This window comes from Ruegeria sp., assembly GCF_965243365.1.
Taxonomy (GTDB): domain Bacteria; phylum Pseudomonadota; class Alphaproteobacteria; order Rhodobacterales; family Rhodobacteraceae; genus Ruegeria.
Genome location: NZ_CBDEUW010000001.1, coordinates 544,766 through 557,650, shown reverse-complemented (window position 1 = coordinate 557,650; position 12,885 = coordinate 544,766). Strand labels below are relative to the sequence as shown.

The window sequence follows — 12,885 nt, the reverse complement described above, 5'->3', positions numbered from 1 at the left end:
TAGGTCCCTATTGAAACTTTGGCATCACATCATCGATGAAGCGGGCCAGTGACGCGCGCTTGCGCTCGAAACTCATTCCGCTGTCGATCCAGAACGAGAATTCATCATACCCGAGATCTTCATACTTTTTCAGACGATCCGTCACGCCTGCTGCGGTACCAATGGTCAGATCGCGGGCCAGATTTTCGGGCGCCATCATCGCGTTGGCGGCAATCTCTTCATCCGAAAGTGCCTCAATCAGCCCTTGGGTGACTGGCCGTTTGTTCTGAAACCACGCCCCGAAATAATTGTAGAACCTAGAGAGCTCTTGCGCGGCCTGCTCTAAATCAGCGTCACCACTGCCGACATAGGTGTGATGCAGCAACATGATTTTCGGACGCGGCCCATCATGTACCGCACAGGCGTCGTTGAAGCGTCCAATCAATGCTTCGATCTCTTCCATACCTTGCCAAAGCGGCGTGACCTGAATATTGAAACCATTTTGCACCCCGAATTCATGACTGTTGGGGTCCCGGGCGGCGATCCAGATGGGCGGCCCACCAGGTTGAACAGGTTTGGGCGTCGAAGTCGTGGCGGGAAACTGAAAGAACTCACCGTCATGGGCGCAATCGCCTGTCCACAGCCTTGGCAAAAGCGGTGCGATTTCCCGCATGCGCTGACCAGCCTCCCATGCGTCAAGACCGGGCATAAGCCGTTCGTATTCATAGGAATAAGCCCCGCGCGCGACGCCCAGCTCAATCCGTCCGCCGGTCATCAGGTCAGCCGCGGCGGCCTCGCCCGCCAGCTTGATCGGATGCCAGAACGGCGCAACGACTGTACCGGTACCAAGTCGTACATTTTTGGTGTGATGGGCAATATCGACCAAAGACATGAGCGGGTTCGGCGTGATTGTGAAGTTCATGCCGTGATGCTCACCCGTCCAAACTGCACGCATTCCTCCGTCATCGGCCATTTTGCAAAGCTCGATAAACTCTTCATACAATTTGTCCTGGGGCTCACCGGGTTCCAGCCGCTCCATATGAGCAAACAGTGAAAACTCCATCTCTCAGGTCCTTTCTGAAAGAGTGTGCACGTCACCTTGCTGCGTATCGCCCAAATACAACGAGAAATTCTGCGTACGGCTTTCCAACGCGTAGCGTGACATCATGGTGGCAATTGCGGGTGTGGCGTAGGCCAATGACGCCAGATCAGGAATACTCACCGCTATCAGAGAGTTATGAATGGGCCATTCCGGCGCAGTCGCCAGAATGTAAACATGATGGGTCGTGGCATCGTCATAGACGGAATAAGCGACGCCAAGATTTGCCTTGATCCCTCGGGTAGCCAGGTTGCTTTGAAGACTTTCTCGCAATTGATGCCGGTCAGACATTGTCATTTGCGGCGGGCGGTAGCCCTTATCCGTTTTTTCCAGCAATACCTTCCCGTCTTTTTCGATGATCACACCGCAGGTCACCTGTCGCCCAGATTGTTCCAGCGCGCCGCGTTCCAGGCCAAGGCTGAAGTACTTTCCGCATGCGTAACCAAGACCAGGTTTGTCGTCATGCGAAAACGCCTCGACCTGACCGATCAGCAGGCAATGATCTCCGGCCTCGACGACCTCATGGGTCCGGCAAGAGAAATGTGCGACCGAATTGTCAATTACCGGAATGCCCCGCGCATTTAGGCTGTGGTCAACCTTGGCAAACCTGTCGCCCTTGTAACCGGCGAATGTGTTCGAGACATGCTCCTGCCCCTCTGCCAGGATATTGACCGCAAAGTGCTTGCAGGAAACAAAAGTCTGATAAGACGACAGTTTCTTGCCCGGGCAGACCAGCAAAAGCGGCGGTTCAAGTGAGACGGACGTAAAGGAATTGGCGGTAAACCCCGCAAGTGAACCGGACGTGTCGCGGGTTGTCACAACCGTGACGCCGGTCATGAAACGACCAAAGGCGTGGCGTAGATCAAATGGGTCAAGGTTTGTCATCCCGGCACCTCATCCAGAAACTGTGACAGGGCAGCGGTGACATCATGGGCATGTGTCATGGGCATCATGTGGGCCGCCCCTTCTACGATTTGCGCGCGGCCCTTTGGGGCAAGGTTGGCCATCGCGCGAGTCATCGCCGGGGTCGAGTTCGGCTCAAGACTGCCAGTGATGAAAAGCGCGGGGCATCCAAGGTTTGCCAAATCAGCGCGGTCCGGTTTTTGGCTTTGCGCAAAGGCTGTGTACGCCATTTTGTAGGCGATTGGGTTCATTGCCAGCAACCACGCGCGGCAGGCATCGCGTTCGGCTGAGGTTGCATCGCCAAACCATCGGCGCAGCGTTGTGCTCGGGTCAGCTGGTGTTGATCCATTCAGTTCAGCCGCGCGGGCTTGGACAGCACGTGCGGCTTCGGCGCTGCGTTCGAAAACGGCATTCATGGCCACGACACCGCAAACCCTTTCCGGCGCCGTGACGGCCAAATCAAGCGCAATCATTGCCCCCATGGAATGCCCCACAACCACGGTCGGGGCCCTTAGCCGGGCCAGGACAGCCATGGCGGCGTCAGAATATCCCGACAGTCCCGCATTCGCGCACAGCGGCGGACTATCGCCGTGTCCGGGCAAGTCGGGCGCAGTCAAATGCGCCTGATGCGAAAGCCCATCCAACTGGGCCCCCCAGGCTTCTGCGCGCAAGCCTACGCCGTGCAACAGCAACACGCTTGGGCCCGAACCGGCCTGTATGGCCATCAGTCCACCGATTTCAAACCGCTGCCGGGTTATCCACGTCATGACCCAAATCCTTAAGATCCTGATAGCGGTCACCAATACGGTGATGCGGCCGACCCGAAGTCGCCGCCCCAAGCACCACAACCACTTCATCATCGCGCGGTGCGTCAGCAATCGAGAATTGAATTGTCAGGTAATGCGAACGCCGACCGGCATCGTTTTTGTCCATCAACGGAACCATGATCGGCGCATTTGCCGGGCCTCGGGTGTTGGTGAAAGCGAGATAGGATTTGGCCCCGACCGCCTGCCGATAGTGGTTGCCGAACCTCAGGGTGTGTATCAGGCCCGAGGCATGCTCTACTTCACCATTCAATCCCACGACCGCAGCTTTACCGTAGGCTTCAATCGCGTCGCCAATTCCGGCCAGGTCAAGCATGCGTTCCGTCATCGCCTCGCCTAAAATGGGCCCATAGGCTTGGATTTCAGGTTTAAGGTCCTCGACATAGCGACCCGCCCAGGGGTTCCTGACCACGGCGGCCACCGCGAACATGCGCCACGGTTGGCTGGCCTGCCGAAACCCTTCGATCAGAACTTCCTCATCATAGGTGACGAATTTGCGTATGTCCGGTTTCATCCAGCCCCTCCTGTCGCGCCCAAGGACGTTAAAAAGGGGTGTGGAATTTGACAAATGATTGAATTATGTGCTTTGCCATTAATAAAGCTAATGGCTTACTTGACCAATGGGAAAATCACTTCCACCTCTGACATGGTTCCGATCTTTTGAGGCAGCGGCAAGGACGCTGAGTTTCACTGCGGCAGCGGAAGAAATCGGCTTGACGCAATCGGCAGTCAGCCAACAAGTAAAATCACTGGAAATGCGCTTGGGAGCTACGTTGTTTGTACGGCACCCACGAAGCCTCTCTCTGACCGATGCCGGGCGAAAGCTGTTGCCCGAAGTCGGCAACGCGCTCGAAACGTTGTCAGCCGCCGCTGGCCGTATTGACGCGCGTGTTTCCGAAGACATTTTGACCGTCGCGACGTCTGTCAGTATCGCCCAATGGGTCATTGCCCCAAATCTACCGGAATTCACAAGGCGCCACCCCGACATTCGCGTCAGGTTGTTAAGCGCGGTCTGGCCGGACGACTTTCACGCGTCACAGGCCGATGTTCAGATCAGGTTCGGGTCCGAAAGGCAAGTTGGTGAGAATTCAGTGCGACTTCGCCCTGATAGGCTTGTTGCAGTGAAATCCCCAAAACTGATTGGGAACCTCGATGAACTGCCGCTCATAGAAGCGGTGGGAACGTCAGGCGGTTGGGCGGCATGGCAACATGGGCCGAGCTCGCAACAACAGCCGGTTGTCTACGCGGACACATTTGGCATGGCCCTTCACCTGGCCACACATGGCTGCGGGGTCGCGCTTGTCAGCGAATTGCTGATACGCAACGCGCTCGCATCCGGCCTGATCGAACGCGCGCACCAATCCTCCATTGAAAGCAATGAAGGTTATTTTCTATCCTTCAACGACGCAGACGAACCAGCCGCAGAGTTCTGCGCATGGCTGCAAACGCAACTTATTTAATGTGAATGAGCGCGGCCAAACCCCCGCCAAAGCCAACACCGGGTCAGCAACCAATTTGGAATTGCGCGATCCGGTTCACCCTGGCCGCCAAATCGCGACCCCATAGGGGGGTATAACTGCACCACCCACCAGGAACTCATACGCTTGCGTATCGGGAAGGGCTTTGTCTGTGCTTCCAAAGTTGAAGGCGAAGCGAAGCTCTCCGCGCTGAGTGATGCGGAGATCGGGATCCAGATCTGTCACCTCCATGCCCGCCCATTCCAGGGTCTCTGTCAGAATGGCGTGTAGTAAAGAGCCGCGCGGAACCATGGCCAGATAAGTTGCCTTTTCTGATCGGACGACTGCTGGGCTCCCATCGCGATAGGCACTGTCAAACCGGGCCAGGGTCGTTCCGTCGGCTTGGACAACCTCACGCCAGCCCGAGAAGCTGTATCGCGCCCCGTCGCCCATGATCACCGACTCATTGGCCAGTTCGGGCAGAGATTCAACGCGCAAAACCCGGACGCCCGTCAGGTCGGCCAGTTCACCAGGTGCCAGGTTTTGCGGCGTGTGCATTGTGGCTGTCTTACTGCCCGAACGCGCGCCAATCAAAAGCTTGGCTTGGCAGTTGCGCAATTTTGCAGCCAGTTCCGAGGTCACGATCATGTTCTGGGGAAGAACAACCAATGCGTATCCGGAAAAATCTCCGTCAGGCCCAACAAAGTCCAAATCAACGCCCAAGGATCTTAGCCCGGCATACCATTCCCGTACGATCTGCGCATTCGGGAACTCGCTGTCATGGGGCAGGATATCTGCGGCCCACAGTGACTCGTAATCCAAAACAATGGCCACCTGCGCCCGGCTTCTTAGGGCACCCGGCAGCGCGGCCCGCTCTTTGACCACCTGTGCCAGTTCCAACGCCGCCTGATCAAGGCTTCCGTCCGAGCGCAGCAGGGCCGTGTGAAACTGCTCTTGCGCATATTTGGCCTGACGCCAGCGGAAGAACATTACGGCCTGCGCGCCATGCGCATAGGCCGCCCAGGTCCACAGCCTGACCATGCCGTCAGCGGGCGAAGGGTTTTTTTCGGCCCAATCCACCGGTCCGGGCTGTTGTTCCAGTATCCACATGCGCCCCCGGCCCTGGCTGCGATAAAGATCGCAATGGAACCCCTGATAATCAGGCGCGCCGGTCCGCAAGTAATGATGCTTTTCCTTGTCCGACAGGGTCGAACCCAGCAGATTGCCCAACGGGTAGCTGTCGAAGCCGACGATATCCAAATCCTTGGCGACCGCATGATGGTCAAACTCAAAACTGCCTGCCATAAAGTTATGGGTGATGTCCCGGCCCGGCGAAAACGCGCGAAGAATATCCGCCTGCGCCTTGTTGAATAGTCTCACCCGATCCGACGAATAGCGGGCGAAATCCAACGCATGGGTTGGGTTCGGCATCGCAACCGTGCCATTCGGCAACTCGATCTGGTCAAAGCTTGTATAGGCCAGACTCCAGAACGCAGCACCCCAGGTATCGTTCAGTGCCTCGATCGAGCCATAGCGCTCCGCCAGCCAGCGACGAAACCCGTCGCGGGCCGCAGCCGAATAACTGAGCACCGTATCATGATCGTTGTATTCGTTGTCGATCTGCCAGGCCTGAACATAGGGGTTCTGGCCATAGCGGCGGGCATACTCCGTTGCGATCCGTTTGGCTTCGGCGAGATACGCGTCACTGGAAAAGCAATAATGCCGACGCGAGCCGTAACCACGAACCCGACCGTTTGGATCGACAGGCAGCATTTCCGGGTATTCATCTACCAACCACTTTGGAGGGGCCGCCGTGGGTGTGGACATCATGATGCGCAGCCCGGCCTGACCAAGGATGTCGATCACCTCATCCAACCATCCCCAGTCGAATTCCCCCCGCCTGGGTTCGATCAGCCCCCAGGTGAATTCGGCAATCCGAACCCAGTCGATCCCCATATCGACCATCCGCTGCGCATCCTCGCGCCACAGCGATCTGTCCCACTGCTCGGGGTAGTAGCAGACGCCCAACTCAAGTTTATTCATCTGTCTTCCCTTGCAGTGCGACGTTCGATCCATTTAAGGAAACTGGCGCATCCCAAAGTGATCACCACATACAGGATCGCCGCCGTGTTGAAAGGCGCGAACGGCAGGAAACTGGCGGCCTGAAACTCTCGCATACGTTGGGTCATGTCGCGGACCGAAAGGATCGACAGCAGCGAGGTATCCTTGATCATCGCAATAAACTCATTGCCCAGCGGGGGTGTAACGATACGCAGAGCCTGCGGCAGAATGATCAGCCGCGCGGTCTGCCAGCGCGACAGGCCGAGGGACCCGCCAGCCTCGATCTGACCACGCGGAATGGCTTCGATACCGGATCTGAAAATCTCGGCCATATAGGCAGAATACCCGACCGAAATGGCGATGATGCCTCGGGTCATGTTGGTCATGTCGATACCCCCACCGGTCGCGTCCTTGACTGCACCTGCCAAGGGCAGGCCTATATAGAGGATGATGACCAGCATCGGGATGCCCCGGATCGTGTCGACAAAGAATTCGGCCCCGACAGCAAGCGGGTGCAGGTTGTGCTGCGCCCCGCCTACGGTCAGCGTCAGCAGCAGGAAGCCAAATACCGCAAAGGTCAGTGCCGGAGTGCGGTACGTGTCGGGCAGGAAACTGGTTTGCCATAAAACCGGATACCCCTGCGTATGAGCCTCGACAGGCACAAAGGCCCCCGACACGCTGTCAACGGTTTCAATCTGTTCCAAAGCACTCGCAGGATCTGTTGCGCTGCGGATGCGGTACTGCTGCTCTCCACCGCCATCGAACTCGCCAAATCGGATGATATCGGCTTGCGCCTGCGGAGTGCCCCGCACGATGGCGATGCGCGCATCGGTACTGCCGACCAGAACATAACTCACTTGTGGCTGCATGAAAAAGAAGGCCGAAATCCCAAGCAGGGCCAGGCTGATCGAGCCATAGACAACAGTAGTCCGGGCCTTGGGTTTGAAGGACTGCAACCCAACCCAGATCAGACCCAGAATGGCCGCAAAGATATAGGCAAAGATGGCTGCCCGGAAGGTGATTGCGACCCCGGTTGCAAATTGCCAATGCGCCATGAAAAGCAAATAGAACAGGACTGCGCCGGTCAGAATTTCAAACCCAAGACCCGCAAAACCCGCTGTCTTGGCAGGCAATCGCGTAGTCAACGGGATGACAACAACCAACAGCGCGTAGACCGCCAACAACACTTGAACCCACGTCTGGACCTGCCCGACAACCTCGGGCAACAGGCGCCAGGGTTGCGCGCTGCGGTCAATCAGGGTTGAAGTGTTTTCGCTGAGCGCATGAAAGAAAACGGATTCAGCAAAGGGCATCAGCAGCTGCGGCGCGGCCCAGCCCAAAAGCGCCAACGCCACAGCGCAGACCGGGGCGGCCAGCGCGGACAGGCGCAGCCACATCGGCGCAGCCGTTTGAAATCGGGTATAACGGGCCGAGAGGTACCCCAGTACGGCTACCGCCAGCACCATCAGGAAGCCGATGAATATCGCCTTGGCATTTTCGCCGATCCCGAGGATCGCGATCAGAGAGCGTAGATATTTCGAAGATGTTGCAAAGAGATAGATGATGAACGGAGCAGCGGCGAGCAGAACAAGATTGCTCGGCCGGATCGATTTTATACGCGACATGGGACCTCTCGCCAAAACATGCGGCCCGGCACCGTTGTGGCGCCGGGCCGTTGAGGAACCGGCGGCTTATTCAGTGCCCCAGTATTTTCCGATCAACGCATCCAGCGTGCCATCTTCTTTAATGGCGGCCAGACCTTCGTTGATTGCGTCAACGGTTCCGTCACCTTCCTGGAAGACGATGCCCAACGGATCAGATTGCAGCCCGGTGATACCCACGGTCAATTCACCCGCGAATTCCTGTTCATAGGCCGAGGCAGATGTACCATCGATGATAACACCCTGAACATCGGCATTCTGTAGCGCCAGGATCGCAGCCGAGAAGTTGTCGTACAGGCTGACATTCTCGCGACCGACCAGCTCTTCGGCCAGTTGCGCGTTGGTGGTGCCGGTTTGCGCCGCCAGTTTCTGGCCGCCCGCCTTAAAATCGTCCAGCGTCATATCCGCATTATCCACTTGCAAAAGGATGGCTTGGCTGACGACGATATACGGTTCCGAGAAATCCATGGTCTCTTCGCGTTCCGGCGTAATCGACACCCCGGAAATCACCAGATCGAACTCACCCTGTTGCAACGCAGCAAAGATGCCATCCCATGCGGTGTTTACGAAATTCGGGACGCAATTGACCTTCTCGCAGATCGCGTTCATCACATCCACGTCGAAGCCCACGATTTCGCCCGTTGCTTCATCTACGGTTTCCATTGGCGGATAGGTAGCATCCGTTCCGATTTTCAGAACGCGACCTTCCAGATCGGCCGCGAAAGCCGCTGGAACGGTCATTGCGGCCACAGCCGCGGCGGTTAGTAATGTCTTGATCATTTCCGGTTTCTCCTCTGTTGGGTCAGGTGATGGGCGCCGGGTTCGGCGCAGGTGTGTCAGGTTGCCGCTCGATTAAGGTGGCCCTGATCTTTTTCTGGGTTTCAGCCGGATCGGCTCCGGCCAAAGCTTTCAACATGTATTCGCCCAGCAAACGGCTGGTTTCTTCGATCGGCACGTAATAGGTGCTTGTGGGAGGTACAAAATATCTGCTTAGTTTCAGATCGTCGGTCGAAATCACCACCAGATCGCGGCCAATCGAAATGCCCGCTTCGTGAGCGGCCGACAGAACACCTAATGTCATCGCTTCATTTGCGCAGATGCATCCCGTCGGACGGTCCGACAGCTTCATAAGCGCATTGAAAGCGTCTTTTCCCGTTCTCGCAGTGGTCGGCCCCGTAAAAATCAACGCTGGGTCGGTTGGCAAATTGGCCTGAGACAGGGCTTCGACATACCCGTTTTGACGTTGGCTTGCGTAAACAAGACCGGCGGGAGGATTGACCAGAGCGATCCGCCGATGACCAAGCTGCACCAGACGTTCTGTCGCGTCGTGGGCAGCACCCTGGCTGTCGATATCGACAAAGGCGTGCGGCTTGCAGCCTTCGCTCATGCCCATGGTCACAAATGGAAAGTCACACTTCTGAAGGAACGCGATCCGGGGGTCGTCGTGCAATGTGCCCGAGAATATGATGCCATCGGCCAAACCGTCCTGAACGATCCTGTTCAAAGTTGCCATGGCCTCTGAGATATCGGCAACGTTGAACACACTCAGCTCATATCGGGACCCTTGCAAAGCTGTGGATATGCCGGCCAGAATCCGGGTGAATTCCACCCCTTCCCATTCGTCAGCAGCGTCGGTCGATACACTCACCAACACCCCGATCCGGTAAGATTTGTTTGTTCGTAGTTTCAGCCCGTCCAGGTTAACACGGTACCCGACGCGGGCTGCCGCGGCCTGAATTTCCGCACGCGTCTTTGCGTTGACCGAGGCCTCGCCCCGTAATGCGTTGGACACTGTCCCTACCGAATAACCGGTCTCGCGGGCGATCGACTTGATCGTCGGGCGGGCCATCACCGTACGCCCTCAGACAGCATAGTCGTTAAGACGTCTCGCCCGGTTTTTAGCGTCAGTGCCTGGTCTGACGACTCGTCATGTTCCACAAAAAGATCGGTGCAGCGGCTACCGGACAAAACATCCAAAGTTTGTTCCCAGTCTACAACCCCCTGCCCCAGGTCGCGCCATCGCTCGTCCCCCAAACCACCATCAGGATCGGCATCCTTGGCATGAACGGAAACGATCCGATCCGCATAGCGGCGCAAGAGCGCAACCGGCTCCGGCATGGAAACGGCCAACCAGCCAATGTCAGGCTGCCAGAAGATGTTTTCATGTGCCAATATCTGGTCCAGCGGCGTGTTGCCGGGATCGCCTTCCAGATCGAAATCATGGTTGTGATAGGCCAGCTGCACATCCCTTTCTGCCAATCGCTTAGCCCATTCCGCCAATTGGCCCGCCATTTCGGCCCATTCTTTCAACGCCCGCGGCCGTTGCTCGGCTGCCAACCATGGCATCACAGCCACGCGACAATTCACGCCCTCAAGAAACCCCAGAATATCGTCAAACCGTGTTTCGAACTCCTCCCAATCAAAATGCGCCGATCGTACGTTCAGCCCTGACTGCAGGATCTGATCGATCATTGCCTGAGGTGGAAGGTCGTGAAATCCGATCGTTTCAATATCCTCAAACCCACACGTCTTTACGAGGCGAAGCTGATCCTCCAGGGGGCCAACCTGCCTGACCGTATAGAGTTGTGCTGACACCCGCATTTAAGCCACATATGTATTTGAAACGTTTCAAATAGATTGAAACAGCCGTTTCTGCTTGTCAAGAAGACCTGTCAAACCGAGACTTTACTACGGTTTCATCGGTGGAATCGGATGAAATTTGACGTCGAATCAGGCTTGGGATTGCATGCCGCGACCATAAGACCGAGCGCATGTCCGGGAACCTAGGCGTGCATCAGCAGGCGCTTGGCATCCAGTATGGCGGCGTGGATATTTCTGCTGGCCACCGCGTCACCAATACGAAACAGTTGAAACCCGCCATCGGGGTTCTTCGACAAGGTTTGCGTACCGTACTTTACCAAAGCGTCCAGATCGGTCTCGCCCAGATTTACAGACATAGGCTTTAATTCGAAATACAGATCATCGAACGGTGCAGCACCGGTTTCCACGATGACCTGATCGGTTTCGAAGGTTTTCCGCGTCCGACCGTATTCATCATAGAATGTAGCCGTCAATCGGTTCCCCGACTGCGCGATACTTTCAAGTTTGAGGTTCAGCGTCGTTTGCACCCCAAAATCACTGAATGCCTTGAGATAGGCCGGATAATTTGTCCCGCCTATTTCCGGAGCGACCATGCGTTCGGGCGTCACGTAATGCAGGTTTGCCCCCTGTGAGGCCACGAATTCGGCGGTTGTCATTCCCTCATGCGAACCTCCGTCATCATAAAGAAGAATGTTCTTACCCGTCGGCACTGAGCCCGACAGGATATCCCATGATGTTGTTGCCAGATGTTCACCAGACTTCAGGAAAGCGGTCGACGGTATGCCGCCAGTCGCAACAATAACGATATCGGGATTTTCAGCTGTAACATCGTCGGTTTCGGCAAAGCAATTGTACCGGAACTCGACACCCTTCCGCTCGCACTCCTCCAACCGCCAATCGACGATTCCCAGAATCTCTTTGCGGCGTTGCAGGGCCGCGGTCAGCAGGACCTGCCCGCCAGCCTGAGCCGCAGCTTCCATCACCACAACCTCATGCCCGCGTTCACTGGCGACCCGTGCAGCCTCAAGACCTCCGGGACCGGCCCCGACAACGACAACCTTTTTCTTTCGCCCGGCCGGTTTCAACACATGCGGGATACTCTTTTCACGTCCTGTGGCGGCGTTATGAATACAGACAGCCTGACCAGCGTAGATCGCATCGATGCAATATCCCATGCCGACGCAGGGGCGGATCTGGTCTTCAAGCCCCGCAGCCAGCTTGTTGACAATATGCGGATCGGCCATATGAGGCCGTGTCATCCCGACCATATCCAGCTTGCCGGATTCGATGGCATAGCGCGCCGTGGCCACGTCCTGAATCCGGGCCGCGTGGAAGGTTGGCATGCCGGTGGCCTCACGTATCTTGGCGACATGGTCCAGCTGTGGAGCCGATTTATGACCCATGGTCGGGATCATATGCGAAACGCCTTCATGCGTATCCACGTGGCCGCGCACCACGTTCAGGAAGTCAAACAACCCGCTTTCGGTTAGCTTCATCGCAATCCGATGGCCTTCTGCCTCATCAAAGCCGCCTTCGAAGGTTTCGTCACAACTCAGCCGCGCACCAATCAGGAAATCCGGACCGACCCGGTCGCGCACTGCTTCGAAAACGCGCATGCCGAACCGCATCCGGTTTTCCAGCGAACCGCCATACTCATCCTGGCGCTTATTGGTGGCGGGAGACCAGAATTGATCGATCAGGTGGCCGTAGCATTCAAATTCCAACCCATCCAAACCTGCAGCCTTAACCCGCTCGGCCGCGTCGGCATAAGCGGCCACAACCCGGTCCATATCCCAATCTTCCATCGCCTTGGGATAAGCCCGGTGGGTGGCTTCTTTGATATGAGACGGCGCGATGGGCGGCAGCCAGTCCGTCTTGTTCCAATTGTTGCGTCGCCCGAGATGGGTGATCTGGATCATCACCGCCGCGCCATGTTCATGCACATCATCGGCCAGTTCGGATAACCATTTGACCACTTCGTCTTTATAGAGCGTGATATTGCCAAAGGCGGGTGGGCTGTCAGGGGCCACGACCGAAGATCCACCGATCATGGTCATCCCTATACCGCCTTTGGCCTTTTCCGAATGGTAAAGGCGATAGCGTTCTTTTGGCAGCCCGTCCTCGGTATAGGCAGGCTCATGCGCCGTAGACAGCACACGGTTGCGGATCGCAAGATGCTTAAGCTGATAGGGCCTGAGAAGCGGATCGTCTTTCATGGCAGTTCCTGACTGTGTCTTCTTGTACGTTGCACATCAGAGTCTGGCCGGGTCAATCTCAGCTTTGCAAAGTGATCGCTTATA

11 protein-coding genes are annotated in these 12,885 nt (G+C 56.7%); 1 reads left to right on the top strand and 10 read right to left on the bottom strand.

Going from position 1 to position 12,885, the window contains the following annotated elements:
* Nucleotides 1–7: 7 nt before the first annotated feature.
* The 4 genes from ACP0GE_RS02520 to ACP0GE_RS02505 are packed head-to-tail and all read right to left on the bottom strand — an operon-like array spanning nucleotide 8 to nucleotide 3,319.
* Complete coding sequence (locus ACP0GE_RS02520; protein WP_424830423.1) at nucleotides 8–1,042, bottom strand: LLM class flavin-dependent oxidoreductase; 1,035 nt, start codon at nucleotides 1,040–1,042, stop codon at nucleotides 8–10.
* A gap of 3 nt (nucleotides 1,043–1,045) precedes the next feature.
* Entirely contained in the window at nucleotides 1,046–1,963 is a 918-nt protein-coding gene (locus ACP0GE_RS02515; protein ID WP_424830422.1) for a flavin reductase family protein, read from the bottom strand.
* On the bottom strand, nucleotides 1,960–2,748 hold the full coding sequence (locus ACP0GE_RS02510; protein ID WP_424830421.1) for an alpha/beta fold hydrolase: 789 nt from the start codon (nucleotides 2,746–2,748) through the stop codon (nucleotides 1,960–1,962). Before ACP0GE_RS02510 ends, ACP0GE_RS02515 begins: the two co-directional genes overlap by 4 nt.
* Nucleotides 2,720–3,319 carry an amino acid synthesis family protein gene (locus ACP0GE_RS02505; RefSeq protein WP_424830420.1) on the bottom strand — a complete coding sequence of 200 codons (600 nt, stop codon included), beginning with the start codon at nucleotides 3,317–3,319 and terminating at the stop codon, nucleotides 2,720–2,722. The genes ACP0GE_RS02510 and ACP0GE_RS02505 overlap by 29 nt, the downstream gene beginning before the upstream one ends.
* Before the next feature lie 106 nt (nucleotides 3,320–3,425).
* On the opposite strand from ACP0GE_RS02505, the gene ACP0GE_RS02500 reads away from it, so the two are divergent.
* The gene (locus ACP0GE_RS02500; RefSeq protein WP_424830419.1) at nucleotides 3,426–4,265 is read left to right on the top strand and encodes a LysR family transcriptional regulator; all 840 of its coding nucleotides are present in this window, start codon (nucleotides 3,426–3,428) and stop codon (nucleotides 4,263–4,265) included.
* A 75-nt stretch (nucleotides 4,266–4,340) separates the two neighbouring features.
* On the opposite strand, the gene ACP0GE_RS02495 is transcribed toward ACP0GE_RS02500, so the two are convergent.
* The 6 genes from ACP0GE_RS02495 to ACP0GE_RS02470 form a co-directional block, all read right to left on the bottom strand.
* Nucleotides 4,341–6,305, bottom strand: a complete 1,965-nt coding sequence (locus ACP0GE_RS02495; protein ID WP_424830418.1) for a beta-galactosidase — start codon at nucleotides 6,303–6,305, stop codon at nucleotides 4,341–4,343.
* On the bottom strand, nucleotides 6,302–7,948 hold the full coding sequence (locus ACP0GE_RS02490) for an amino acid ABC transporter permease (RefSeq protein WP_424830417.1): 1,647 nt from the start codon (nucleotides 7,946–7,948) through the stop codon (nucleotides 6,302–6,304). The genes ACP0GE_RS02495 and ACP0GE_RS02490 overlap by 4 nt, the downstream gene beginning before the upstream one ends.
* Before the next feature lie 66 nt (nucleotides 7,949–8,014).
* Entirely contained in the window at nucleotides 8,015–8,764 is a 750-nt protein-coding gene (locus ACP0GE_RS02485; RefSeq protein WP_424830416.1) for a basic amino acid ABC transporter substrate-binding protein, read from the bottom strand.
* A 22-nt stretch (nucleotides 8,765–8,786) separates the two neighbouring features.
* Complete coding sequence (locus ACP0GE_RS02480; protein WP_424830415.1) at nucleotides 8,787–9,833, bottom strand: LacI family DNA-binding transcriptional regulator; 1,047 nt, start codon at nucleotides 9,831–9,833, stop codon at nucleotides 8,787–8,789.
* A complete protein-coding gene (locus ACP0GE_RS02475) occupies nucleotides 9,833–10,585 on the bottom strand; it encodes a sugar phosphate isomerase/epimerase family protein (RefSeq protein ID WP_424830414.1) in 753 nt (250 codons plus the stop codon). The genes ACP0GE_RS02480 and ACP0GE_RS02475 overlap by 1 nt, the downstream gene beginning before the upstream one ends.
* A 182-nt stretch (nucleotides 10,586–10,767) precedes the next feature.
* Entirely contained in the window at nucleotides 10,768–12,801 is a 2,034-nt protein-coding gene (locus tag ACP0GE_RS02470) for an FAD-dependent oxidoreductase (protein ID WP_424830413.1), read from the bottom strand.
* Nucleotides 12,802–12,885: the final 84 nt, after the last annotated feature.

Coding starts and splice junctions, on each gene's coding strand:
- ACP0GE_RS02520 (WP_424830423.1), bottom strand. CDS start 1,042: ATGGAGTTTTCACTGTTTGCTCATATGGAGCGGCTGGAACCCGGTGAG.
- ACP0GE_RS02515 (WP_424830422.1), bottom strand. CDS start 1,963: ATGACAAACCTTGACCCATTTGATCTACGCCACGCCTTTGGTCGTTTC.
- ACP0GE_RS02510 (WP_424830421.1), bottom strand. CDS start 2,748: ATGACGTGGATAACCCGGCAGCGGTTTGAAATCGGTGGACTGATGGCC.
- ACP0GE_RS02505 (WP_424830420.1), bottom strand. CDS start 3,319: ATGAAACCGGACATACGCAAATTCGTCACCTATGATGAGGAAGTTCTG.
- ACP0GE_RS02500 (WP_424830419.1), top strand. CDS start 3,426: ATGGGAAAATCACTTCCACCTCTGACATGGTTCCGATCTTTTGAGGCA.
- ACP0GE_RS02495 (WP_424830418.1), bottom strand. CDS start 6,305: ATGAATAAACTTGAGTTGGGCGTCTGCTACTACCCCGAGCAGTGGGAC.
- ACP0GE_RS02490 (WP_424830417.1), bottom strand. CDS start 7,948: ATGTCGCGTATAAAATCGATCCGGCCGAGCAATCTTGTTCTGCTCGCC.
- ACP0GE_RS02485 (WP_424830416.1), bottom strand. CDS start 8,764: ATGATCAAGACATTACTAACCGCCGCGGCTGTGGCCGCAATGACCGTT.
- ACP0GE_RS02480 (WP_424830415.1), bottom strand. CDS start 9,833: ATGGCCCGCCCGACGATCAAGTCGATCGCCCGCGAGACCGGTTATTCG.
- ACP0GE_RS02475 (WP_424830414.1), bottom strand. CDS start 10,585: ATGCGGGTGTCAGCACAACTCTATACGGTCAGGCAGGTTGGCCCCCTG.
- ACP0GE_RS02470 (WP_424830413.1), bottom strand. CDS start 12,801: ATGAAAGACGATCCGCTTCTCAGGCCCTATCAGCTTAAGCATCTTGCG.